The organism is Polyangium sp. 15x6 (assembly GCF_029960785.1).
Taxonomy (GTDB): domain Bacteria; phylum Myxococcota_A; class Polyangia; order Polyangiales; family Polyangiaceae; genus Polyangium.
The window spans coordinates 38,962-62,319 of the sequence record NZ_JASBQE010000025.1; the positions used below are offsets into that span (position 1 = coordinate 38,962).

At 67.2% G+C, this 23,358-nt stretch carries 21 protein-coding genes and 1 pseudogene; 16 read left to right on the top strand and 6 right to left on the bottom strand.

Annotated elements, in window-relative coordinates; genetic code table 11:
* The first annotated feature begins 44 nt into the window (after nt 1–44).
* The gene (locus tag QHF83_RS19985) at nt 45–1,058 is read left to right on the top strand and encodes a proline racemase family protein (RefSeq protein WP_282419468.1); all 1,014 of its coding nucleotides are present in this window, start codon (nt 45–47) and stop codon (nt 1,056–1,058) included.
* Between the two features lie 21 nt (nt 1,059–1,079).
* Here the strand turns inward: QHF83_RS19985 and QHF83_RS19990 are convergent, their stop codons facing one another.
* From QHF83_RS19990 to gcvPA, 5 genes and pseudogenes are all read right to left on the bottom strand, one after another.
* The gene (locus tag QHF83_RS19990) at nt 1,080–2,144 is read right to left on the bottom strand and encodes a nitrilase-related carbon-nitrogen hydrolase (protein WP_282419469.1); all 1,065 of its coding nucleotides are present in this window, start codon (nt 2,142–2,144) and stop codon (nt 1,080–1,082) included.
* Nucleotides 2,145–2,171: 27 nt separating this feature from the next.
* Nucleotides 2,172–2,936: a D-proline reductase (dithiol) protein PrdB gene (gene prdB, locus QHF83_RS19995; protein WP_282419543.1), complete on the bottom strand. Its 765-nt coding sequence runs from the start codon at nt 2,934–2,936 to the stop codon at nt 2,172–2,174.
* Nucleotides 2,910–4,484, bottom strand: a pseudogene (locus tag QHF83_RS53475) (glycine/sarcosine/betaine reductase component B subunit); the annotation flags it as partial. The gene prdB and the pseudogene QHF83_RS53475, both read right to left, overlap by 27 nt.
* Nucleotides 4,485–4,509: 25 nt before the next feature.
* Nucleotides 4,510–6,033, bottom strand: coding sequence for an aminomethyl-transferring glycine dehydrogenase subunit GcvPB (gene gcvPB / locus QHF83_RS20005; protein ID WP_282419470.1), 1,524 nt, complete (start codon nt 6,031–6,033; stop codon nt 4,510–4,512).
* Nucleotides 6,030–7,397, bottom strand: a complete 1,368-nt coding sequence (gene gcvPA, locus QHF83_RS20010) for an aminomethyl-transferring glycine dehydrogenase subunit GcvPA (protein ID WP_282419471.1) — start codon at nt 7,395–7,397, stop codon at nt 6,030–6,032. Before gcvPA ends, gcvPB begins: the two co-directional genes overlap by 4 nt.
* Nucleotides 7,398–7,663: 266 nt before the next feature.
* Between gcvPA and QHF83_RS20015 the strand changes: the two genes are divergently transcribed.
* Genes QHF83_RS20015 through QHF83_RS20030 form a run of 4 tightly spaced genes read left to right on the top strand, consistent with a single transcriptional unit; the run spans nt 7,664 to nt 10,814 of the window.
* Complete coding sequence (locus QHF83_RS20015; RefSeq protein WP_282419472.1) at nt 7,664–8,542, top strand: transporter substrate-binding domain-containing protein; 879 nt, start codon at nt 7,664–7,666, stop codon at nt 8,540–8,542.
* A gap of 6 nt (nt 8,543–8,548) precedes the next feature.
* Entirely contained in the window at nt 8,549–9,622 is a 1,074-nt protein-coding gene (locus QHF83_RS20020; RefSeq protein WP_282419473.1) for an amino acid ABC transporter permease, read from the top strand.
* The gene (locus QHF83_RS20025; RefSeq protein ID WP_282419474.1) at nt 9,619–10,401 is read left to right on the top strand and encodes an amino acid ABC transporter ATP-binding protein; all 783 of its coding nucleotides are present in this window, start codon (nt 9,619–9,621) and stop codon (nt 10,399–10,401) included. The genes QHF83_RS20020 and QHF83_RS20025 overlap by 4 nt, the downstream gene beginning before the upstream one ends.
* A 47-nt stretch (nt 10,402–10,448) precedes the next feature.
* Entirely contained in the window at nt 10,449–10,814 is a 366-nt protein-coding gene (locus tag QHF83_RS20030; RefSeq protein ID WP_282419475.1) for a hypothetical protein, read from the top strand.
* 13 nt (nt 10,815–10,827) lie between these two features.
* On the opposite strand, the gene ppsA is transcribed toward QHF83_RS20030, so the two are convergent.
* Entirely contained in the window at nt 10,828–13,104 is a 2,277-nt protein-coding gene (gene ppsA / locus QHF83_RS20035) for a phosphoenolpyruvate synthase (protein WP_282419476.1), read from the bottom strand.
* A gap of 189 nt (nt 13,105–13,293) precedes the next feature.
* Between ppsA and QHF83_RS20040 the strand changes: the two genes are divergently transcribed.
* From QHF83_RS20040 to hypE, 11 genes are read left to right on the top strand one after another with little or no spacing between them, the layout of a single operon-like run.
* Complete coding sequence (locus QHF83_RS20040; RefSeq protein WP_282419477.1) at nt 13,294–14,406, top strand: 4Fe-4S dicluster domain-containing protein; 1,113 nt, start codon at nt 13,294–13,296, stop codon at nt 14,404–14,406.
* A gap of 9 nt (nt 14,407–14,415) precedes the next feature.
* Nucleotides 14,416–14,883 carry a cyclic nucleotide-binding domain-containing protein gene (locus QHF83_RS20045; RefSeq protein WP_282419478.1) on the top strand — a complete coding sequence of 156 codons (468 nt, stop codon included), beginning with the start codon at nt 14,416–14,418 and terminating at the stop codon, nt 14,881–14,883.
* Complete coding sequence (locus tag QHF83_RS20050) at nt 14,880–15,719, top strand: FAD/NAD(P)-binding protein (protein WP_282419479.1); 840 nt, start codon at nt 14,880–14,882, stop codon at nt 15,717–15,719. The genes QHF83_RS20045 and QHF83_RS20050 overlap by 4 nt, the downstream gene beginning before the upstream one ends.
* Before the next feature lies 1 nt (nt 15,720).
* Nucleotides 15,721–16,533 carry an oxidoreductase gene (locus QHF83_RS20055; protein WP_282419480.1) on the top strand — a complete coding sequence of 271 codons (813 nt, stop codon included), beginning with the start codon at nt 15,721–15,723 and terminating at the stop codon, nt 16,531–16,533.
* Nucleotides 16,526–17,815, top strand: a complete 1,290-nt coding sequence (locus tag QHF83_RS20060) for a Ni/Fe hydrogenase subunit alpha (protein ID WP_282419481.1) — start codon at nt 16,526–16,528, stop codon at nt 17,813–17,815. The genes QHF83_RS20055 and QHF83_RS20060 overlap by 8 nt, the downstream gene beginning before the upstream one ends.
* Nucleotides 17,816–17,828: 13 nt before the next feature.
* Nucleotides 17,829–18,278: a hydrogenase maturation protease gene (locus tag QHF83_RS20065; RefSeq protein ID WP_282419482.1), complete on the top strand. Its 450-nt coding sequence runs from the start codon at nt 17,829–17,831 to the stop codon at nt 18,276–18,278.
* Between the two features lie 17 nt (nt 18,279–18,295).
* Nucleotides 18,296–18,637 (top strand): hydrogenase maturation nickel metallochaperone HypA, encoded by a 342-nt coding sequence (locus tag QHF83_RS20070; protein ID WP_282419483.1) that lies wholly within the window; start codon nt 18,296–18,298, stop codon nt 18,635–18,637.
* 9 nt (nt 18,638–18,646) lie between these two features.
* Nucleotides 18,647–20,935 (top strand): carbamoyltransferase HypF, encoded by a 2,289-nt coding sequence (gene hypF / locus QHF83_RS20075; RefSeq protein WP_282419484.1) that lies wholly within the window; start codon nt 18,647–18,649, stop codon nt 20,933–20,935.
* Complete coding sequence (locus QHF83_RS20080; RefSeq protein WP_282419544.1) at nt 20,935–21,195, top strand: HypC/HybG/HupF family hydrogenase formation chaperone; 261 nt, start codon at nt 20,935–20,937, stop codon at nt 21,193–21,195. Before hypF ends, QHF83_RS20080 begins: the two co-directional genes overlap by 1 nt.
* Nucleotides 21,192–22,283, top strand: a complete 1,092-nt coding sequence (gene hypD / locus QHF83_RS20085) for a hydrogenase formation protein HypD (RefSeq protein ID WP_282419485.1) — start codon at nt 21,192–21,194, stop codon at nt 22,281–22,283. The genes QHF83_RS20080 and hypD overlap by 4 nt, the downstream gene beginning before the upstream one ends.
* Nucleotides 22,280–23,341, top strand: coding sequence for a hydrogenase expression/formation protein HypE (gene hypE / locus QHF83_RS20090; RefSeq protein ID WP_282419486.1), 1,062 nt, complete (start codon nt 22,280–22,282; stop codon nt 23,339–23,341). Before hypD ends, hypE begins: the two co-directional genes overlap by 4 nt.
* The last annotated feature ends 17 nt before the right edge of the window (nt 23,342–23,358 follow it).

Genomic DNA, 23,358 nt, shown 5'->3' on the forward strand with positions numbered 1-23,358 from the left:
CCGGCTCTTGCAAGAAGTGGAGGCGTCGAGGAGCCGACCGACGAATGGCGAGATTTTCACACGTGATATCGGCGATCGATTCGCACACGGGAGGCGAGCCCACCCGGATTGTCCTGAGCGGCCTGCCGCATCTCCCCGGGGGCACGATGGCCGCGAAGAAGCGGCACATGGAGGAGCACCTGGACCACTTCCGCACGCTGCTCATGCGCGAACCCAGGGGGCATCACGACATGTTCGGGGCCATCCTCACGCCGCCCGTTGGCGAGCACAGCCATCATGGCCTCCTGTTCATGGATCACGCGGGCTACCTCGACATGTGTGGTCACGGCGTGATCGGCGTTGCTACGGTCCTCATCGAGCTTGGCATGATCGCGGCCACGGAGCCGGAGACCGTGGTGGTTTTCGACACGCCTGCCGGCGTGGTCGAAGGTCACGCCAGGGTCGAGGCGGGGCGCGTGGTCGAGGTCGCCGTCGCCAATGTCCCCTCGTTCGTCTACGAAAGGCAGGTCGAGCTCACCTTGCCCGGCGTGGGCGTCATCGACGTCGACGTCTCCTTCGGGGGGAACTTCTTTGCCATGGTCGACGCGAGCAAGCTCGGCGTGCCGATCCACCGCGACCACATCCCTCGGCTCATCGAGCTCGGGATGATGGTGAAGGACGCCGTCAACGAGAAAGTGAAGGTCCAGCACCCCGCGAAGCCAGACATCGACCGCGTCGAGCTGACCGAGATCTACGAACGACCCGAGCCGACCACCCCATTCTCCAGGAGCATGGTGGTGTTCGGACGAGGTCAACTGGATCGTTGCCCGTGCGGCACCGGCCTCTCGGCGCTCATGGCCACCCTGCATGATCGCGGGGAGCTGCCGCTCGGGGTCGAGCTCGTCGACGAGGGCATCATCGGCACTCGCTTCAAGGGAAGGCTCACCCGAGAGCTCCAGGTGGGCGGCTCCCGCGCGGTCCGGCCGATCCTCGTCGGAAGGGCCTACGTGACGGGCATCCAGCAGTTCGTGGTCGATCCGGATGATCCCCTGAAATACGGGTTCGTCGTCGGGCGATGAGCGCGGCGACGCGGCGAACGGTCACTCAGGCTCTTCCGGATACACTCTCTCCTCCCCGGACGTCTGGTCCACGTACGTCCGCGCCGTGAGCTGGCCATAGAGATTCCAGCGGCGGTCGCGCATGTAGTGCGTGGCCGCCATCTTGTCCCCGATCATGGTCTCCGGGTGCGTGGGGCCATAAAAACCGGGCACACAGTCGGCGATCATCAGCATTTGATCATTCCAGCCGCAACAAGCCTCGTCGGGCCTTCCTTTCGGCAGGCAGATCTCGGGAAGCAGGTAATGACCATGAGGGTCGACCAGGCAACTGTTGCCGAGATAGCAACCCACGATCCGACCGTCCTGGGTCTCGAGCCCCTTCCGGTTGCTGTAGGCACAAAAAATCTCGTTCTGGTATGCGTTGGCGCGAATCAAGAAGTCGATATTGGGATAAGCCGTCCTGGTCCTCTCTCCGGTCCGCAGCATGGTAAACTCATCGGCCGCCGTGGGGATGACCACGAGCTGGGCGCCCTTCAGAGCCAGGATGCGGCAAAGTTCGGGAAACTCCGCCTCGTAGCAGTTCAGAACGCCGACGCCGATACCATGGACCCTGAATACCGTGAAAGCCTCGCCTTCCTCGGGATGAACATGGCCAAAGGACCAGCTATTGCGCTCGTCCCCACCCCAGAGGTGGGTCTTGCGATAGTTCTTGAGCAGCCCGCCATCCGGTCCATGTACCACGATGCTGTCGTAGTATCGCCGCTCGCCGGCCACGGTGGCCGCTTCGGGATAGGGACAGATGATGGCGAGCCCGTTCTCCTTGGCCGTGGCAGCCACCCGGTCCAGGATGCCTTCCCTCTGGATCGACTCGGCCATCTCGTGGGTCGCGGCTGCATCCGTCACGTCGTACCCGGTCAGGAACAACTCGGGGAAGCTCAACAGATGGACACCGTATGTCCGAGCTCTCGCCGCGGCTTCGCGCAAGACCTCCAGGTTGCGCATCACGGCTGCCATGTCGCCGGCCGTGCCATGCCCCTGATAGAGCCCCAGCCGCAGGTGGGGCACCTCGGGCGGTATGTTGTCGCTGATGAAGCTTTGAATGATCATGCGGGTGCTCCTGGTTCGTCAGCCGGCTCATGCGCTGCGCCGGTACTCGTACGGCAGCACCTTGGTCTGCCCGAAATGGGTCATCACCTCGACCGCGCGCAGCGTATCCTTGAGAATCGCCGTTTGCATCTCCACATTGCGGGGCTCGCCGGCGTTCGAGCCGATGGGGACGTGGGGCGCGGTGATGCGGGGCGCGCCCTGCTGCCTGGCAATCGGAGGCAACGCAGCAATGAGGATCGTGGAGATGCCCGCGGCCTCCACGGCGCGCTGTACGATGACCGCCGAGCGGTGGCAGGTGCCGCACCCGCCCGTGAAGACCGCGACGTCCACGCCCTCGTCCTTCAGGATCTTCGCAATGGTGGGTCCGCTCTCGTCGCGGAACCTGTCCACGTCGCCGCCGCCCCCCATGAATCCGATCAGCGTCGGCGCGACCTTGCCGATGAAGCCCTCGGCCTCGAGCTCGCGCAGGCGGTCGATCGGGAACATCGCGTTGATGTCCCGGTTCACGTCGCTGTTGTCGAAGCCGCCATGGCTGACCATCAGCTCGGAGGACGGTGTCGTTCTCGCGATTTCGCGAAACGTGGGATCGCCGGACAGGACGAACGGCTTCTGGGATTTCAGATGGACGCCGCCCGCCGTGCAAAGGGCCACGACGCACGCGGAAAGCGGCTTCATGAGGGGCGTCCAGACCGCAGGCGGCGTGATGGGAACGTAAATTTCGCTCCTCAGCCCTGTCGCTGTCGTGGGCTTCGTGGTTTCTCCTCGGTCGACGAGCCTCTGGTTTGCGTCGATGACCGCCTGGGTCCACCTGGGGCTCGCAGGCTCGATCGGGATACCCGCCATCTTCGTCTTGAGCATCGACAAGGCGCGCCGCGCGTCTTCGGGGCACAAGGTGCATTCGCCGAGGGTCTCGCTCTCACGGCCCTCCGGATTCTTGTTGAGCTCGATCATCGCGTCCATGTATCGGTTGCCGACGACGAGCTGGCCCTGATGGGCAGAGAACGATGCGCCGACCACGCTGATTCCGCGCGCGCCGATTTGCTCGATGCTTTCGGCGAAATCGATATGGTTGTTGCCGAAGCCCTCGGTCGTGAGGATCACGCCGTCCACGCTGAGCGCTTCCACGAGCGCGCCGAGGCGCGCCGAGACGAATGTCTTTTCATCGTCGACCTGCGGGCTGCCGATGAAGACGACGCCCACGAGGTCGATCGCCCCGTCCTCCGCCATCAGGCGCAGCAGCGGCTCGCGAAAATAGTGGCGTGTGGTCTCCTTGGTCGCGGGGCCGACGCAGGTCAGCGCGTGGATGCCCCCATCGCGCACCTCGTTGGGGGAGAGCACGACCGGCACGTTGCCGAGGTCGACGTCCAGGCGGCCCCCCCTGGCGCCCGCGGGCTCGGCCGGCAGCAGCAATTTCTCGTGCATTGCGCCCTGGCCCATGATCTCCTTGACGAGCACGACGCGCGGCCTGCCGGGCTTCTTCATGTCGTGATGGGTCTTCACTCCAATGCAGCCCCTCGCGGGGGCTCTTTTTAGGGATTCGCGGATTTCTTGCATGATGACGTCGCACGCCTTGTGCGCCGCTTGAGGGCCACGGCGCTCCATGCCGATGCCGGCCTGGAGGACGACGTTGACGCGCACCATGAGGTCGCCGAAGTCCGGGCAGCCCGGGCGGCCAAAGCAGATCGTTTCGTCCAGATATCCTTCGCAGGAGCCGAACTCGTGGAGCTGCATGCCATTTTCGTCCACGCCCGTGAGAATGAACACCAGGCCTTCCATCACGTGCGTCACGCCCTCGCCAAGCTTGCCCTCCACCTTCGTGGCGACCGGAATGACATCCATGATGGTATTGGTGAAGATGTGCCGACTGTCGGGCGTGACCACATCCATCTCCACCTTCTTGACGAGGAGATCGGCCATAGACGACTCCTCGCGCAGCGATTCGCGGATGGTCAGCTTCCCGTCCTCGAAGGAGGTCTTGCCCGCAATCTGTACCTGGCGGACGTCGTATATCCTGTGCCTGAGCGTGCGCAGGACCCGCTCCGACGGCGCGGTGGGCTCGAGGGGCGCCACGTGACACGCGGCGGAGGCGGGGGCGTCTTCGACGAGGGCCGGGGTCAGCGGAGTGAGGGCGTCCGTGGTCTCCTTGAGCGTCGCGCCGAGGACCTGGCCGATGGTCAGCGCGCCCGCGGGAATCGAAAGGAGGCCCGAGCCCTCGAGCTCGGGGAACATGGAGGGATCCTCCAGGTGTACGGCGCCGATGACTGCTCCCTTGGGCGTCCGACAGCAGAGGACGGCAGGGGCGTCCCTGTGGAGGTTCGCGGTTTTCATCGAAATGGACATGCGCCATTCTCTACTTTCTCGGGTATCACCGGCCGATGGCGGCGGGAGGGCTTTCGGCACCGGCGGCAGCGGTGCCGGTAGGCGGCTCCGACGCTGGGCGCTTCTGTTCGTGCGCCCGCTCTGGGCCGCGGGAGCCCGGCGGAAGAATCTTCCCGACCTCGCGGGTATGGGGCGCCGTCCGGACCAGGTCCGGGTCCTCCAGGGCCTCACGCGCGACACGGAGGAACTTCTCGATCATCCGATCCAAAGACTCCCGCGTCTCCGTCTCCGTCGGCTCGATCAGCATCGCGTCGCGCAGGTGGCCGGGAAAGTACACGCAGCCGGCGCCCACCAGCGTCGGGGGATGCACCCCGTAGTCAATGAGCCGCTTGGCGAAGTCGAAGGCGCTCACTTGGAGCTCTGCAGTGCTCAGCAGACACTCGTGCATGCACCGGCCGCCGAAGACCGGGGGCAGGCAGGGTGACAAGCGGGCCTGGACGTAGTTCGCGTTGAGCACAGCGTTCTCGGACACCGTGCGCAGGCCCCGGGGACCAGAGGTCAGGATGTAGCAATAGGCCCGGATCAAGACACTGACGTGGCCGTAGAACGACTTCATCCGGCCGATCGATTGCGGCCGGTCTTCATCCGGAAAGTATCCGCGCGCATCCCGGCGGATCACTGGAATCGGCAGGAAGGGTTCCAGAAACGCCTTGACGCCGCACGGCCCCGAGCCCGGTCCTCCGGACAGGTGCGGGGTCGAGAACGTCTTGTGGGTGTTGAGCTGGAGGACGTCGAATCCCATGTCGCCGGGCCGGACGATCCCCATCAGCGAGTTCATGTTGGCGCCGTCGTAGACGAGGAGCGAGCCATTTGCATGGACGCGCTCCGCGATCTCCCGAATGTTCTTCTCGAAGAGGCCGAAGGTCGAGGGGTTGGTCAGCATCACCGCTGCGACCGAGTCGTCGAGCACGGCCTCGAGCGCGTCGAGGTCGGTCCATCCCTCCGGGGTGGTCCGGATCATCTTGCAGCGATAGCCCGCCATGGACGCGGACGCGGGATTGGTGCCATGGGCCGAATCCTGAATGAGGACCACGTCTCGCTTCATGCCCCGGGACTCGAACCAGGCGCGGACGAGCATGAGCCCCGTGAGCTCGCCGTGCGCTCCGGCCGCGGGCTGCAGGGTGAAATGGTCCATCCCCGTGAGCTCCGCGAAGTGTTCGGCGAGGTGGAAGAAGAGCTCCCAGAGGCCGGACAGCGTGCTTTCGGGTTGCCTCGGGTGAGCATGAGCGAAACCCGAAAGGTTTGCCAGGGGCTCGTGGCGCTTGGGGTTGTACTTCATCGTGCAGCTCCCGAGCGGATAGGTGCCATCGTCTACGCCATAGGCGCGGTGGCCGAGCGCAGTGTAATGGCGGACGAGCTCGACCTCGCTCACCTCGGGCAGCCCGATGGGCTCGGTCCGGAGCGACGCCGCGTCGAACCACTGGGAAGGATCGAGCTCCCCGAAATCGGGATCCGAGAGGCCCGCTCCGCTCACGCCCGGGCGGGAAATGTCGAAGATCGTCTGCTTCATTGCCTCAGCGCTCCGATCGTCTCCGCGAACATGGCCGCGGCCTCGTCCAGTTCGGCGCGCGCTCTCACCTCGGTGACCGCGACGAGGAGGTTGCCATCCACCTCCCATCCGGCGAAAACGCGCCGCTCCAGCATTCGCTCCAGGAACACTTGCACGGGGCAGGGGAGCCGGAGCGCGAATTCGTTGAAGAACGGACCGGTCGCCGCAGGCTCGACGCCGGCAATGGCGAGCAGCTTCTCGTGAAAGTAACGGGCCTTGGCAGCGCATTGCGCGGCGACCTCCCGGAAGCCCCGCTCGCCGAGGGCTGCCAGGTAGATGGCGGCGCGCATCGCCTGGTGCGCCTGGTTCGAGCAGATGTTGCTCGTGGCCTTCTCGCGGCTCACCTGCTGCTCGCGCTGCTGCATGATGAGCGCGAGGGCTGGCTTGCCATGAATGTCCCGCACCTCCCCGACGAGGCGCCCCGGCATGAATTCGCGCAGGCGCTTCGTGCAGGCGAGCACCCCGAGCGAGGGGCCTCCGGCCGACAGCGGCAGGCCGAGGGGCTGGCCCTCGCACGTCACGATGTCCGCTCCGAGCTCGCCCGGTGGCTTCAGGAGCGCCAGCATCATCGGGTAACACGAGACATTGAGGAGGGCCTCGTGCTGCCGGCAGAGGGCCGCGGCGGCGGGGATCTCCTCCAGGATGCCGAGGGAATTGGGGGTCTGCAGGAGGAAGGTGGCCGCGGGGCGGCAGAACGACTCCTTCAGCGAGCGCAGATCGAACCGACCCGAGACGGGATCCGCGGCGACGTAGGCCACCTCGACTCCGCGCCCGCGCATGTAGAGCTCGAGGACCGCCTTCCATTCGGACCAGATGCGCGAGGATGCGAGGACACGCCGCCGGCCCGTGGCTGCGCAGGCCATCCAGGCTGCCTCGGCCATTGCCGTGGCGCCATCGTAGAGCGAGGAATTGACGACCCGCAGACCCGTGAGCAGCGAGAGCATGCGCTGGTACTCGAAGAGGATCTGGAGCAGGCCCTGGCTCAGCTCCGGCTGGTACGGGGTGTAAGCCGTGAGCAGTGCCTCGCTGGAGGTGAGGCTGTCGACGACCGCGGGGATGTGGTGCTCGTAGACTCCGCCGCCAAGGAAGCTCAGGTGGGTCCGGGTCGATGCGTTCCTTCCCGCGAGCTGCCGCAAATGCCTGCCGAGCGCCCATTCGTTATGGGGAGCAGGCAGGCGAAGCTCTCTGCCGAGGCGCACTTCCTGGGGAATGGCGGAAAAGAGCTCCGCGATGCTCGTGAGCCCGAGGGCCTCCAGCATGGCCTTTCGGTCGGCCTCTCGGTGGACGTTGTAGCCACAGATGAGCGGCTCGGGATGACTCTCCATCGTGACGAGCTCCAGAGAGAAGGACGCACTCCGGCTCGAAGCTGGGGTGGGCCTCCGCGGACCGCAAGACCACGAAGAAGGTCGATGGTTCGCGCGTGCGTTCGCGCTCCCGCTCCGGGGGTCCTGTCGGCTCGGCGCCAAGGAAGCCTGCGCCCGCCTGGACAACCTGTGCAGCCTCTTCGATCGCCAGCGCGACGAATGGATGGGTTGGGCGAGCCGGCGTCTGGTCCGGTTCGTGCCCGGATTCATGCCGAGAGAGGACAAGAATGCAGAAGCGATTCGCCTGGACGCTGGCGTTGCTCGCCGCGACGGTGTTGGCCGCTGCAGCGTGCGACAAGAGGGCTCCGCCCTCGCCCCCCACCCACCCGATCACGAGCGTGAGCGACCTCATGCCCGGGGCGAGGGTTGGCGTGCAGCGGGGCACGACCGGCGCTTTTTATGCGGAGAACTTGCTCGCGTCGAGGGGCGTCCAGATCGTGACCTTCATCAAGGCTCCCGACATGTACAACGCGCTCGAGGCGGGGCAGATCCAAGCCATCATCAACGACCTTCCAATCTCCGAAGACGTGGTCGAGAGGAAGCCCGAGCTGAAGATCGTCCAGCGGATCGACAATGGCGAGAAATACGCATTCGCCGTCAACAAGGAAAACCCCGCGCTCCTCCACGGCATCGACCAGGCGCTCGAGAACCTCTTCGCCGATGGCACCTACAAGGCGATCTTCACCAAGTATTTCCCCGGGCAGTCGCTCCCGTCTCATGTGGAGGAGGCGACGGCCGTGCCCTTCTCCGCCTGCCCCTCGCTGTCGACGGTCCAGCCGAGGACGCTGACGGTCGGATCGGACATCCCCTATCCGCCCTTCGAGTTTTTCACCGAGAACGGCGAAACGACGGGATTCGATGTCGAGCTCATCGAAGCCATCGCCAAGGAGCTATGCCTTACCCCGAAGTGGGTCAACTCGAACTTCGACACCATTTTCACGAGCCTCTCGGCGGGCAGGTTCGACGTGGTCGCCGCGGCCGTGACCGGGTACGCCCCGGAGGGGTCTCCCTCGTACGCCACGGTGAAGGCCCGGCAGAAGATCGTGTCGTTCACGAAGCCCTATTATTCGGCCCTGCAGTCGCTGACGGTGAAGGCGAGTGGTTGAGTGCGCATGAACCGGATACCAGCGCCGCGTCCGATTCGAGGGTTCGTCGCGCTCCGCGAGGGGAGCCGGCCCCTCGGGGTGGTGAGCGCCGTCGTCGGGGGGCTCGCGCTCGCGGTCGTGCTGGGCGGCACCACGTCCGTGCTGGCCGAATACGGGATCCGCCGCGAGGACCGGATCGCGGCGGCGCTGCAATCGCGCGAGCTTTTCACGCTCCTCGTGTTCGGGAGCCTGCTCGGCGCGGGCGCCACGGCGCTCGGCTTCGGGACCTACCGGCGAATGCCGACCCGGGTGTCGCGGGAGGAGGCGATCGCCGGGGCGGTGCTTGGCCTTCAGGCCGCCATTGGCGGCCTCGCCCTGCTCTGGTTCATCCAGGGCGACATGGAGAGGTTCGCCAGGAACTTCTTGAGCTTCGAGCAGATCGTGCCGCAATACGAGGCCTTCCTGAACGGAGCCAGAAACACGCTCGTCCTGGCCGGCGCGGGCGAGTTCTTCGGGGTGATCCTCGGCCTTGTCCTCTCGGTGTTCACGATTTCAAAACGAGCGGTCGTACGGGCCCCGGTGCGCGTGTACATCAACCTCTTTCGAGGGACGCCGCTCCTGCTCCAGCTCTCTCTGATCTATTTCGGCCTGGCCCTCGGGCTCGGCGTGAACATGTCCGCCTACACGGCCGCCATCCTGGCCTTCTCCCTCAACACCGGCGCATACTCCGCGGAGGTGTTCCGGGCGGGGATCCAGTCGATCGAGCGCGGCCAGATGGAAGCGGCCCGGGGGCTCGGGCTCGGCTACATGCAATCGATGCGGTACGTCATCGTGCCCCAGGCCGTGCGGCGGGTCATCCCGCCCCTCATGAACGAGTTCGTCATCTTGATCAAAGACACCTCGCTCATCGCCTTTCTGGGGCTCTCGTACGCGCAGCGCGACCTGTTCACCGTCGGCTCGCAGGGCTACTCGCAGTTCTTCAACGCGACGTTTTATGTTGCCTCCGGGCTCGGCTATCTCGTTGTCACGCTGCCCCTGATCAGGCTGGTGACCTGGGTCGAGAAGCGGCTGCGGAGCGGTCTTTTGGGGGCCGTGGCATGAGCCGCGAAGCCAATGCGCTTGGGTGGCCGGCGGGCCCGGTCCCGGCGGGCGCGCCGCTCATCCGGCTGGAGGCCATTCACAAGTGGTTTGGCAATCTGCACGTGCTCAAGGGAATCGATCTCGACCTTGCGTCCGGCCATGTCTTGGTGGTGATTGGCACCTCGGGTTCGGGCAAATCCACGCTGCTGCGCTGCATCGACATGCTCGAAGAGCCGACGTCCGGGCACGTCTGGTTCAAGGGCCGTGACATCACCGACGTTCGGGTGAACCTGAACGAGGTGCGAACGCACATGGGAATCGTGTTCCAGGCGTTCAACCTCTTTCCTCACAAGACCGCGCTGGGGAACATCACCCTTGCCCTGGAAAAGGTGCTGCACATGCCCAGGGACCAGGCCAGGGAGCGGGCCAGGGCGGAGCTCGAGCACGTGGGGCTCGGCCAGAAGGCCCTGAGCCATCCAGGGCAGCTCTCCGGGGGCGAGCAGCAGCGGGTGGCGATCGCACGAGCCCTGGCCATGCGCCCGGACCTGATTCTGTTCGACGAGGTCACCTCGGCGCTCGATCCGAAGCTGGTGGCCGAGGTGCTCGCCGTGATGCAGCGGCTCGCATCGGAGGGGACGACCATGGTCGTGGTGACCCACGAAATGGGGTTCGCGCGGGAGGTCGGGACCCACCTCGTGTTCATGGACGAGGGCGTCATCGTGGAGCAGGGTGAGCCGAAAGCCGTCTTCGACAATCCCCAGCACGAGCAGACGCGGCGGTTTCTCTCTTCGGTGCTCTGACGCCGTGACGGCTGTCGATCGGCGGAAGGCAACCCCATTCGAGCTCCGTGACTCCCGAGACACGCCGCCTCACGACCCAAGTCGATGTCTTCTCCAGCGTCCTCAGCCACGTGACGCAGCCAATCCCTGCGGCGGACGAGCTCCTCGTGGTCCCCGTTCACTACTGGTACGCGGCCTCTTTCACGCGGAAACGTGGACTTCGCCTCTGGAAGGCGCCGTGGGGACGGCTCTCGGGGCTCATCTGGGGCGGTGCGGGCGCGCGCCTCGTGGCGAATCTCCTCCTTGGCTTCGTCCCGGGTGTCGGCGTTTTTTCCAATGCGATCACCGCCGTGGTCATGACCGAAGCACTGGGCCGTTACCTCGACAGGAAGCTCGACGCCGCGGAGGCCAAGGTCCAGCGCCGAGCGTCATGACGAGGCTCGAGGCTCAAGGCCGCCGCGCCGCCTCGAGCAGCAGGCGCCGCTCGGCCGCGGCAATCGCCCGCCGTGCAGCCGGCTCCGCGTCGGGGTTGACCGAGATCGATGTGATACCGAGCCGCACCAGGTGCTCGGCAAACTCGGGCCGATTCGACGGTGCCTGGCCGCACAACGAGGAGGTGATTCCGACCTTCTGGCACGCGCGGACGATCCGCTTGATCGCGTCGAGCACGGCTGCGTCGGATTCGTCGAAGAGCTCGGCGCACAACCCGGAATCCCGATCCACGCCCAGCATGAGCTGGGTCAGGTCGTTCGAACCAATGGATACACCGTCGATGCCCATGCGCGCATACGTAGGGATCCAGTACGCCACCGAGGGGACCTCGGCCATGACCCATCGCCAAAGACCTCGCTGGCGGCCGAGCGCGCTTCGATCGACCATCTCGAGGCACGCTTCCAGTTCCCAGCGCGTCCGCACGAACGGGATCATCAGGTGCAAGTTCGGCGTCTCCTCACGGACCCGGGCGAGAACGTCGAGCTCGAGGGTGAACAGCTCGGGCTCTCGCACGTAGCGATAGCAGCCGCGATATCCGATCATCGGATTTTCCTCGATGGGCTCGAACCGCTCGCCTCCTTTCAGCCCGCGGAACTCGTTCGTCCGGAAATCGTAGGTCCGATAGATGACCGGTCGGGGGTGAAAGGCGCGGGTGATGCGGAGCAGCGAGGCCGACATGCGCTGGATGAAGTCGTCGCGGCCGCCGGACGCGAGCAGCTCTTTCGGGTGCACCCCGGCGAGCGCGTCGAGCAGCATGAACTCGGCCCGGAGCAGCCCCACGCCGTCCACCGGCAGCGCGGCGACCTCTTCGGCGCGGTCTGCAATCGCCAGGTTGACGTAAAGGCGCGTGCCGAGAACGGCCGGCGAAGGCGCACCCGACGGCCCAGCAGAGGGGGCCGCCCCAGGCCCTGGAGTGGCCGCCCTGGGCTTTTCGACCGCGGGGGCGGGGCCAGCGAGCACCTGGCCGCGCGCCCCGTCCACGGTGACGAGCTCGCCGTCCCGGAGCTGGTGGGTCGCCGAGCGTGCGCCGACCACGCATGGGATACGCAACTCGCGGCTGACGATCGCGGCATGGCAGGTCATTCCGCCGCTGTCGGTCACGAGCGCCGCCGCGCGTCGGATCGTAGGCACCCAGTCAGGTGAAGTCATCGGCGCCACGAGCACTTCGCCCGCCTCGAGCCTCTGCCCTTCGCCCGGCGAGCGCAGTACGCGCACTCGACCCGACGCAACGCCCGGCGAGGCGCCGAGGCCGGAGACGAGCACCGCTCCTCGCTCCGGCGGCGCGCCGATCGTCGTGATGGGGCGGCTCTGTACGAGATAGAAGGCGCCGCCCTGCTCGGCCCATTCGATGTCCTGGGGCGCACCGTAATGATCCTCGACCTGCATTGCCAGGCGCACCAGCGCGAGGATTTCCTCGTCTCGGAGCACTCTGCGGCCCCCCTCCTCCTCCGAGAGGTCCACGCGTCGCTCCACGCCGTCTGGGCCGCGGATCACCTTGAACGCCTTGTGCCCCACGCGGGCCTCGAGCAGCCGGGGGCCGCGCTTCGACACGGTGTACGTGTCCGGCTCGACCTGACCACCGACCACGACTTCTCCGAGGCCAAACGCCGCTTCTACGACGATGCGCGAGGTATCCGCCGTCGCCGGGTCCGCGGTGAAGATCACGCCCGAGCGATCGGAGCTCACCATTCGTTGCACGACGACCGCCAAAGCGGGCTCGTCTCCGAGTTGCTCGGTCTTCCGATAAGCAACCACGCGCTCGCCGTACGCGGACGCCCAGCAGTCGCGCACGCGTTCGAGCAGCGCCTGCTGCCCAACGACGTGCGTGTACGTTTCGTGCATTCCGGCAAACGAGGTCGTGGCCGTGTCCTCCGCGGTGGCGGACGAGCGCACCGCCACAGCGGGGGAGGGGCCGAGCTTTTGGTAGGCATCGACGATCTCCGCCTCTATGTCGGCCGGGATCGCTGCTGCGCGGACGAGGCGCTTCATCTCGGCGCTCGTCGCGCGCAGAGCGGCCGCGTTGTCCGGGTCGAGCCCCGCCAAACGCTCGGCGAGCTGCTGCCGTATGCCCGCGGCGTCCATCGAGGAGAGGAACGCGTCCGCAGTAATGACGAAGCCGGGAGGCACAGGCAGACCCGCGCGCGTGAGCTCACCCAGGTTTGCCCCTTTTCCACCAGCCGACGCGATGTCCCCGCGCGACAGTTTTTCGAACCAGATCACGTGCGCGACCATGGTCACCTCCCCCTGGGCTCGCGGCGCTTGCCGGCGTGCCGGCAAAATCCACGCCTCCCCTAGTCTAGCAACGCGAGGCATCCCCCTTGCCGCTGTCGGTCTTACGCCTTTTGAAACCACTGCTGTATGCCAACGCCCCATGCCGCCCCCGCACCCCTTGCGCCTGACCCCGCAAGATCGGCTGCACGCTTGCCCGTCGTCCTCGCAGCAGCCGATCTGGACGCCCTGGTCCAGGCGCTCGCTGGGCGCGGCTACCGCGTGCTCGGGCCCGTAGCGCGTGACGGCGCAATCGTGATCGACGATGTGCGGCGCGCCGCGGACCTGCCGATCGGCCTCGAAGACGTCCAGGGACCAGGCCGCTATCGCCTCGAGCGCCGCGAGCATGGCGCCTTTTTTGCGTTCACCGTCGGTCCGCATTCCTGGAAGCAAACCTTCCATGTACCGGTCGAGCGCTTGTTCCAGATTCGTCGGCACAAGGAGGGGTTTTCCGTCATCCCGGACGAGGCGCCGCGCCAGCGCATCGCCCTGCTCGGCGCCCGCGCCTGCGAGATCCACGCGATCGCAATCCAGGACCGGATCCTCATCCACGGCGAGCACCCCGATCCCCGTTATGCTGCACGTAGAAGCGACGTCTTCGTGGTCGCGGTGAACTGCATGCGCGCAGGAGGTACATGTTTTTGCGCCTCCATGGGGACCGGCCCGCGTGCCGAGCGGGGGTTCGATCTCGCTCTCACCGAGCTCGTCGAGCCGGGCGACCACCGCTTTCTCGTCGAAATCGGAAGCGACGACGGGGCCGCCGTCGCCGCGGAGTTGCCCGTTCGTCCGGCCAATCCAGAAGAGATCGGTGCAGCAGCCTCCGTCTCCGAGCGTACTGCCGCGGCCATGGGTCGCCGTCTCGACACGAGCGGGCTCAAGGAGCGTCTCCAGAAAAACCTGGAGCACCCGCGCTGGGACGACGTCGCGACGCGCTGCCTGGCCTGCGGCAATTGCACGATGGTCTGCCCCACCTGCTTCTGTACAGAATTCGAGGACACGACCGATCTCGCGGGCGAGACCGCCGAGCGCACGAAGCGCTGGGAGTCGTGCTTCACGCTCGGCTTTTCCCATGTGCACGGCGGATCCGTGCGCAGCTCGATCAAAGCGCGTTATCGTCAATGGCTGACCCATAAGCTCGCCGGTTGGCATGACCAGTTCGGAACCTCCGGCTGCGTAGGCTGCGGGCGCTGTATCACCTGGTGTCCCGTGGGGATCGACATTACGGAAGAGGCTGCCGCCGTCGGGCTGCCGGAAAAGGACGGCTGAACGAGGAGCATGGAGAAGGAATCCCTCGCCCGATCGATCGCGCAGCATTCCCTCGTCGCCGGCATGTCCGATGAGCACGTCGACTTCCTGAGCGGCTGCGTCAGGAACGTCCGCCTCGACGAGGGCCAGTTACTCTTCCGCGAGGGCCAGCGCGCCGATGAGCTTTACCTCATTCGCTCCGGAAAAATCGCCCTCGAGATCCACGATGGCGCCCGTGGAACCATCGTGGTCGAGACCGTCGGCGGGGGTGACGCGCTCGGCTGGTCGACGCTCTTTCCACCCTATCGGTGGGGGCTCGATGCGCGCGGAATCCATCTGGCGCACCTCTTCGCGATCGATGGCGCCTGCCTGCGCGCCAAGCTCGAGGCCGACCACGGCTTCGGGTACGCCTTCACCCGACGGCTTTTGAACGAGGTCCACAGCCGCCTGCAGCGGGCGCGGCTGCAAACGCTCGACGTCTATCGGGCCAGGCCATGAACGTCTCCTCCGCCCCCGACCCCATGCTCCCCGAGCCGCTCCGCATCACACGAGCGAAACGGGAGATGCACGGTGTGTTCACGTTCGAGCTCGACGTCTCTGCCCGCGGCGGTTTTCCGTTCCTGCCGGGGCAATTCAACATGCTGTACCCGTTCGGTGCCGGTGAATCGGCCATTTCGATCAGCGGTGATCCCCACCAGCCCGATCGGCTCGAACACACGATCCGCGCCGTGGGCGCGGTGACGCGTGCCCTCGAGCGCCTCGGCCGTGGTGACGTCGTGGGCGTGCGCGGGCCGTTCGGCAGCGCCTGGCCGATCCGTGAGGCGGAGGGAAGCGATCTCGTGGTGATCGCTGGCGGCATCGGCCTCGCCCCGCTGCGCCCCGTCGTCTACCACGCGCTCCGCCGTCGCGAAGCGTTCGGCAAGGTCGCTTTGCTCTATGGCACCCGCACCCCCGACGACATCCTCTACCGCAAGGAGATCGAGCGCTGGCGCGGCAGGCTCGACGTCGAGGTCGAGGTCACGGTCGACACGGCCGGGAGCGACTGGCGAGGAAATACGGGCGTCGTCACCAAGCTCATCAGCCGGGCCGCATTCGATCCAGGAAGAGCGTTCGCCATGATTTGCGGCCCCGAGATCATGATGCGCTTCTGCGCCCGCGAGCTCGAGCGGCTCGGCGTCTCGCTGGACAGGATATGGATCACCATGGAGCGCAACATGCGCTGCGGCATCGGCCTCTGCGGTCATTGCCAGTTCGGTCCCTCCTTCGTGTGCAAAGACGGCCCCGTGTACCGCTACGACCGGGTGCAGGACCTGCTCCTGGTGAGGGAGGTGTAACGTGCCTACACGGAAGAAGAGACCCAAGCTGGCCGTCTTCAAGTTCGCCTCCTGCGACGGCTGCCAGCTCAGCCTCCTCGATTGCGAGGACGAGCTGCTCCTCTTGGCCGACGCTGTTCGGATCGCGAGCTTCGCCGAGGCATCGAGCAGGGTCCTTCGGGGCCCGTACGACATCAGCCTGGTCGAGGGGTCGATCACCACACCGCACGACGCCGAGCGGATCCGCGAGGTCCGCGCCCAGTCGCGCGTCCTCGTCACCATTGGCGCGTGCGCCACGTCTGGCGGCGTCCAGGCGCTCCGCAACTTCCGTGACGTGAAGGAATTCGCGCGTGTCGTCTATGCGCGACCGGAGTACATCGACACGCTCGCGACCTCGACGCCCATCGCGGACCACGTGAAGGTCGATTACGAGCTCCGCGGTTGCCCCATCGACAAGCGCCAGCTCCTCGCGGTGCTCTCGGCGCTGCTCTCCGGCCGAACGCCATCGATCGCGAGCCACTCGGTGTGCATGCAATGCAAGCTGCGCGGAAATGTCTGTGTCATGGTCGCGCACGGGACGCCCTGCCTCGGCCCGGTCACGCACGCGGGCTGTGGCGCCCTCTGCCCGACGTACCACCGCGGTTGTTATGGCTGCTTCGGCCCGGCCGAGACGACGAATACGGGCGGGCTCGAATGGGCGCTCGTCGCCGCAGGCGCGAGCCAAGAGGACATCGCGCGGACCTACGCCACGTTCAACACGGCCGCGCCACCGTTCCGGAGGGCGCAGGAAGAGCAACTCGTGCAGATCCGGTTGAAGGAGGGGCGCCGTGGCTAGGACGATCAAGGTCGATTACCTCGCGCGCGTCGAGGGCGAGGGGGCGCTCACCATCCGGTTCAAGGGTGACAAACCCTCGGCGGTCGAGCTGCGTATCTTCGAGCCGCCTCGCTTCTTCGAGGCTTTCCTGCGCGGCAGGGCATACCAGGAAGTCCCCGATATCGTCGCGCGCATCTGCGGCATCTGCCCCGTCGCTTACCAGATGAGCGCCTGCCACGCGATCGAGGACGCGCTCGGCATCCGGACGGACGGCACGCTCCGCGCGCTTCGGCGTCTGCTCTACTGCGGCGAGTGGATCGAGAGCCACGGGCTGCACGTGTTCATGCTGCACGCGCCCGATTTCCTGGGCTACGAGGACGCGATCGCGATGGCGAAGGACCACCGCGAATGGGTCGTGCGAGGCCTCGGCATCAAGAAGGCTGGAAATGCAATCGTGGCCGCCCTCGGCGGCCGGGAGATCCATCCGATCAACGTCAAGGTCGGCGGGTTCTACCGGGTGCCGACTCGAGCTGAGCTATCAGCGCTCTTGCCCGCGCTGGAAACTGCGCTCGGTGATGCGGAGATGTGCCTCGCCTGGGCGGCGCGGTTCGATTTCCCGGCGTTCGAGCGTGATTACGAGTACGTCGCGCTGCGCCATGCGGACGAATACCCGTTCTGCGAGGGTCGCATCGTCTCGAACAAGGGCCTCGACATCGACCTGCACGCGTACGAGGAGCACTTCGCCGAGCTGCAAGTGCCGCACTCGACAGCGCTGCACTCGGTCGTTCGCGGCCGAGGCGACTATCAGTGCGGGCCGCTCGCCCGGTTCAACCTGAACTTCGATCGGCTCGGCGAACGGGCCCGTGACGCCGCAGAGCGCGTGGAGTTCGTCCCGCCCTGCCACAACACATACAAGAGCCTACTCGCGCGTATGGTTGAGATCATCCAGGCGCTCGACGAGGCGATCCGAATCATCCACGGGTACGCGCCGCCCGACGCGCCCGCGATCGCGGCCGCCCCGCGCAGGGCCACGGGATATGGCTGCACGGAGGCGCCGCGCGGCATGCTCTGGCACAAATACACGCTGGACGAGGCTGGGCTCGTCGAGGACGCCCGCATCGTCCCGCCCACCTCCCAGAACCAGAAATGCATCGAGCAGGATCTCTGGCAGCTCGCCCCGACGCTCGCCGCGATGCCCCACGCGGCGGCCACGCGGCGGGCCGAGCAGGCCGTGCGCAATTTCGATCCCTGCATCTCCTGCTCGACCCACTTTTTACGCCTTGCAATCGAACGGGAGGATTGATGTGGTCGTTCGCGTGATTGGCATAGGCCAGCGTGCGGCTGGCGATGATGGCGTAGGGCCGGCCGTGCTCGATGCATTGCGGGCGCAGGGGACAGGCGAGGGTGTCGACCTCTGCGAGGTTCCCGAGCCTTCCGCGCTCCTGCCCCTTCTGGAGGGCGCGCGCCGCGTGATCCTCGTGGACGCGGCCCTGGGTGGCGGCGGCGCTGGCACGGTGCACGTGCTCGCGGAGGAGGCGCTCGACGCGCGCGATATCGCACCCATTTCGACGCACGGGCTGACCGTGGGACAGGTCCTCGGGCTCGCCCGCGCGCTCGCACCCGACAAGGTCTGTCGCGACATCTCGATCGTCGCGATCTCCGTCGAGCGCCCGGCTTGCCTTGCGTACGGCCTGTCGCCCGAGGCGCTCGCCGCCGTCCCGCGCGCGACCGAGGCCGTACGAAACCTCGTTGCGGAAGCGAGCTGAAGAGGAGCCGACGATCTATGCACGAGTCCTCGCTGGGCAAAGAGGTTCTTCGTTTGGCGCTCGCGCGAGCGAACGACGAGGGCGCGGCACGCGTACGCGCGGTGCGAGGCTGGGTTGCCGAAACGGAGCAGCTCGATCCGGGGGCGATTGCGTTTCATTTCGCCGCGCACGCCCGCGGAACCAAGGCCGAGGGGGCGCGGCTGGATCTCGTGCTCCTCCGGGTCGAGGCCGAGTGCCGCGCCTGCCGGAAGACCTACCGGCCCGAGCAGCACCTGCTCCTTTGCCCTCGATGCGGCTCCACCGAGGCCACGCTCCTCGGGCCGACGGGTCTCGGCATCGATTGTATGGAGGTTGATTAGGAGGACGCTATGGTGCGCGTGTCCTTGCACGTGGAGGGGATCGTTCAGGGCGTGGGCTTCCGCCCGTTCGTCTATTGCAAGGCCATGGCGCTCGGTTTGTCGGGCTGGGTCAAGAATGGATGTAGCACCGTGGAAATCGAGGCCGAGGGGTCCCCCGAGGGGATCGAGGAGTTCGTCCGCGCGCTCGCGTTCGACTTGCCGAAGCCAGGCGCCGTCACGCGAATCGAGCGCCGCGAGCTCCCCGCGCGCACCGGCGCGGCTCCACCTTCTTCCGGGTTCTCGATCCTGCCGAGCGAGGAGGGCGCGCGGCCCGCGCCGCTGCTGCCCGCAGATCTCGCAACCTGCGCCGATTGCATGGCCGAGACCCTCGCCCCGGAGGGCCGGCGCCGCGGGTATCCCTTCACCACGTGCGCCCGCTGCGGGCCGCGCTATTCCGTCATCTCATCGCTGCCCTACGATCGCGACCGCACTTCGATGCGGGCCTTCGCGCTCTGCGACGAATGCCGGCACGAATACGAGGACCCGAGCAACCGTCGCTTCCACGCCGAGACGATCGCCTGCCCGCGCTGCGGCCCCCGCCTTTCCCTGCTGTCGCCTGCGGGTGAGGAGATCGCCGAGGCGGATCTCGCGCTCCGAGCCGCCGCGTCGGCGCTGCGCGCGGGCCGTGTCGTCGCGCTGCGGGGCGTGGGGGGATTCCAGCTCCTCGTGGACGCGACCGATAGCGATGCGGTGAGGGTACTGCGCCGCCGGAAGCGGCGTGATGAGAAGCCTTTCGCCGTGCTCTTCGCGGACGCGCACGCCGCAGCCTCATCGGCCGTGCTCTCTGCCGAGGAGATGCGCGTGCTCGTGGGCCCGGAGGCGCCCATCGTGCTCGTGCGCCGCCGAGTGCCCTCCATCCTCGCCCCCGAGGTGGCGCCGCGGAGTCCGCTCGTGGGCGCGATGCTGCCGGCCTCACCACTGCACCGATTGATGGCCGAGGCCGCCGGCTGCCCGCTCGTTTGCACGAGCGGCAATCTCTCGGGGGAGCCCCTCGCCGTGGACGTGCCGGAGGCCCTCACACGTCTCGCGGGCATCGCCGATCTGTTTCTCGTTCATGACCGCCCCATTGTGCGGGCCATTGACGACTCCGTGGTGCGCGCGGGTCCCGACGGCATTTCCGTGATCCGGCGCGCCCGCGGGTTCGCGCCCCTCTCCGTCGCGCGATGGGTCGCCGATGCATCCGTTCTCGGCGTGGGCGCGCACCTGAAAAGCACGATCACCCTAGCCGCGGGGGGCGAGCTTTTGACGAGCCAGCATCTCGGCGATCTGGATGGCCCCGCCGCCGTGGATCTGCTCGAGCGCACGGCAAGGGACATGACCCGCTTCTTCGACGTGCGCCCGTCCGTCGTTGCATGCGATCTGCACCCGGATTACGCGTCGAGCCGCCTTGCCGAGCGACTTGCACGCGAATGGGGGGCAGAGCTCGTGCGCGTGCAGCACCACCACGCCCACGTGGTATCCGTGGTAGCCGAGCACGGCTTGGACGAAGGCGAGGTGCTCGGCCTCGCGTGGGATGGTGTGGGGCTCGGGGCAGACGGCACCGCGTGGGGCGGCGAGGCGCTTGTCGCGGACGCCTCCGGCTTCCGCCGCGTCGCGCACCTTTTGCCATTCCACCTACCGGGCGGTGATCGCGCCGCCCGCGAGCCGCGTCGGAGCGCGCTCGGCCTGCTTTACGCGACGCTCGGCCCGGACACCCTCGCGGCGGCGCGCGGGCTATGGGATGAGTCCGCCGCGTCCTGTCTGCTCACAGCGATGACCCGTCGGTTTGCGGCACCGCTCTCGACCAGCGTGGGGCGGCTCTTCGACGCGGTCGCGGCGCTTCTCGGCCTGCGGAATACATGCTCGTTCGAAGGGCAGGCGGCCATGGAACTGGAATGGTACGCCGCGACGCACCCAGATCCGCGCCCGGTGCCTTATCCGTTGCCACTCCTGAACGGGGCCCCCGCGGTCGCCGATACGGGGCCACTGGTACGGGCCGTGCTGACGGATCGAGCCGCCGGTCGGCCACTCGCCGAGATTGCGGCTCGGTTCCACGCGAGCCTGGTCGAGTTTGGCGCCCGTGTTGCGGAGCGAGTGAAGCTGCCCCGCGTAGTGCTCGCGGGCGGCTGCTTCCAGAATGATCTGCTCACGCGCGCGCTCACCTCGCGGCTGCGCGCCGACGGATTCGACGTGCGCCTGCCGAGGCGCGTCCCGACGAACGACGGTGGGATCTCCGTGGGCCAGGCGGCGATTGCCGCGTATCGAACTGGAGGACGGTGATGTGTCTCGGAGTGCCGGGCCGGATCCTGGATGTGCGAGAGGGCGATCTCCGGTATGGGCACGTCGCATTCGGCGGCGTCGTGCGGGACGTGTGCCTCGAATACGTGCCCGAGGCGGGCGAGGGTGACTGGGTGATCGTGCACGTGGGATTCGCGATCTCCCGCATCGATGAGGCCGAGGCGGCTCGCGTCTTCTCCTATCTGGAGGAGATCGGCGACCTCGGCGAGCTCGGGCGCAGACCGGACGGGAGGACCGAATGAGGTACGTGGATGAGTACCGCGACGCCGATGTCTGCCGCCGCTACGCCGCGGCCATCACCGCGAGGGCCACGCGCGCGTGGCGTATCATGGAGGTCTGCGGCGGCCAGACGCACTCCATCGTACGCTTCGGCATCGACGCGCTGCTCCCCCCAGGGCTCGAGCTCTTGCACGGCCCCGGCTGTCCCGTATGCGTGACGCCGCTGGAGATGATCGACCGCGCCCTCGCCATTGCGGCAAAGCCCGGGGTGATCTTCTGCTCGTTCGGGGACATGCTACGCGTGCCGGGGACGCGCTCGGACCTCTTCTGTGCGAAGAGCGAGGGTGCCGACGTGCGCATCGTCTATTCGCCGCTCGACGCTCTCGAGATTGCCCGCCAGAACCCGGGCAGGGAGGTCGTGTTTTTCGGGGTGGGCTTCGAGACCACGGCACCAGCGAATGCCATGGCCGTGCGCGAGGCGCGGCGGCACGGCATATGCAACTTCTCGATGCTCGTCTCCCACGTGCTCGTGCCCCCGGCGCTCTCCGCGATCCTCTCCGCGCCGCATTGTCGGATCGACGCCTTCCTCGCGGCGGGCCACGTGTGCACGGTGATGGGCATGGACGAGTATCGGCCCATCGCCGCGCGTCATCACACGCCCATCGTGGTCACGGGCTTCGAGCCGGCGGACCTTTTACAGGGCATCCATATGTGCGTCGTGCAGCTCGAGGAGGGGCGGGCGGAGGTCGAGAACCAGTATGCGCGATCGGCGCGCCCGAAGGGCAACCGCGAGGCCATGCGCGTCGTCGCGGAGGTGTTCAGGGTAGTTCCGCGGAAATGGCGGGGAATCGGCGATATCCCGGAGAGTGGGCTCGGACTCCGCCCCGAGTATGCAGAGCACGACGCGGAGGCGCGTTTCAACGTGGGGACCATCTCGACCGAGGAGCCATCGGTGTGCATCAGCGGCCTGGTGCTGCAAGGGATCGAGAAACCCTCGGCCTGCCCGGCATTCGGCACACGCTGCACGCCCGAGACACCGCTCGGAGCGACGATGGTGTCCTCCGAGGGCGCCTGCGCGGCCTATTATCGTTACCGGAGGGCTGGGTCGTGACTACGCGCGATTTCGATCTCGCATGCCCGGTGCCGCTCCGGCACCGGACCGTGCAGCTCGCGCACGGCGGCGGAGGTCGCCTGTCACGCGAGCTCGTCGAGCAGATTTTCATGCCGGCGTTCGGAGGCGCCGCGCTCTCTGCGCGGCACGACAGCGCGGTCGTGGAGGCTCCCAAGGGCCGCATCGCGATGACCACCGATGGCTACGTGGTGCGGCCGCTGTTCTTTCCCGGCGGAGACATTGGCAAGCTCGCCGTTTGCGGCACGATCAACGACCTCGCCATGGCCGGTGCGACGCCCCGCTGGCTCACGGTCGCCTTCGTGCTGGAAGAGGGACTTCCCATGGCCGACCTCATCCGCGTGGTCGCCTCGATGCGCGACGCCGCCCGCGCGTCGGGGATGGAGATCGTCACGGGTGACACGAAGGTCGTGGATCGCGGCAAGGGCGACGGGATGTTTGTCACGACGACCGGTGTGGGCATCGTGCCGGAGGGGATCACGATCGAGCCTCGCGCGGTTCGGCCGGGTGACGAGGTTCTCGTGAGCGGCGACCTCGGGCGCCATGGGATCGCGGTGCTCTCGATGCGCGAAGGGCTCACGATTTCGGGTGCGCTCGAGAGCGATTGCGCGCCGCTCGACGGGCTCGTCGCCGCGCTGTTCTCGGCGGGGGTCGTGCCGCATTGCCTTCGCGATCCGACGCGCGGCGGGCTCGCCTCGGCACTCAATGAGATCGCCCTGGATGCGGGCGTCGACATCGAGATCGACGAGCGCGCGGTTCCCGTGAACGAGACGGTGGCCGGCGCGTGCGAGCTCTTCGGACTTGATCCGCTCTACGTCGCGTGCGAGGGCCGGCTCGTCGCGTTCGTGCCGGAGGAGCACGCGGCGGCGGCCATCGAGGTGATGCGCGCCCATCCGGCGGCTCCGGAGCCAGCGCGGATCGGGACAGTCCTCGACAACGCGGCGCCTGGTCGGGCCGGCCGGGTCACGCTCCGGAGCCGTCTCGGCACGAACCGATTGCTCGACATCCCTGCGGGCGAGCAGCTCCCGAGGATTTGCTGAGCCTGACGGAGGTTTCC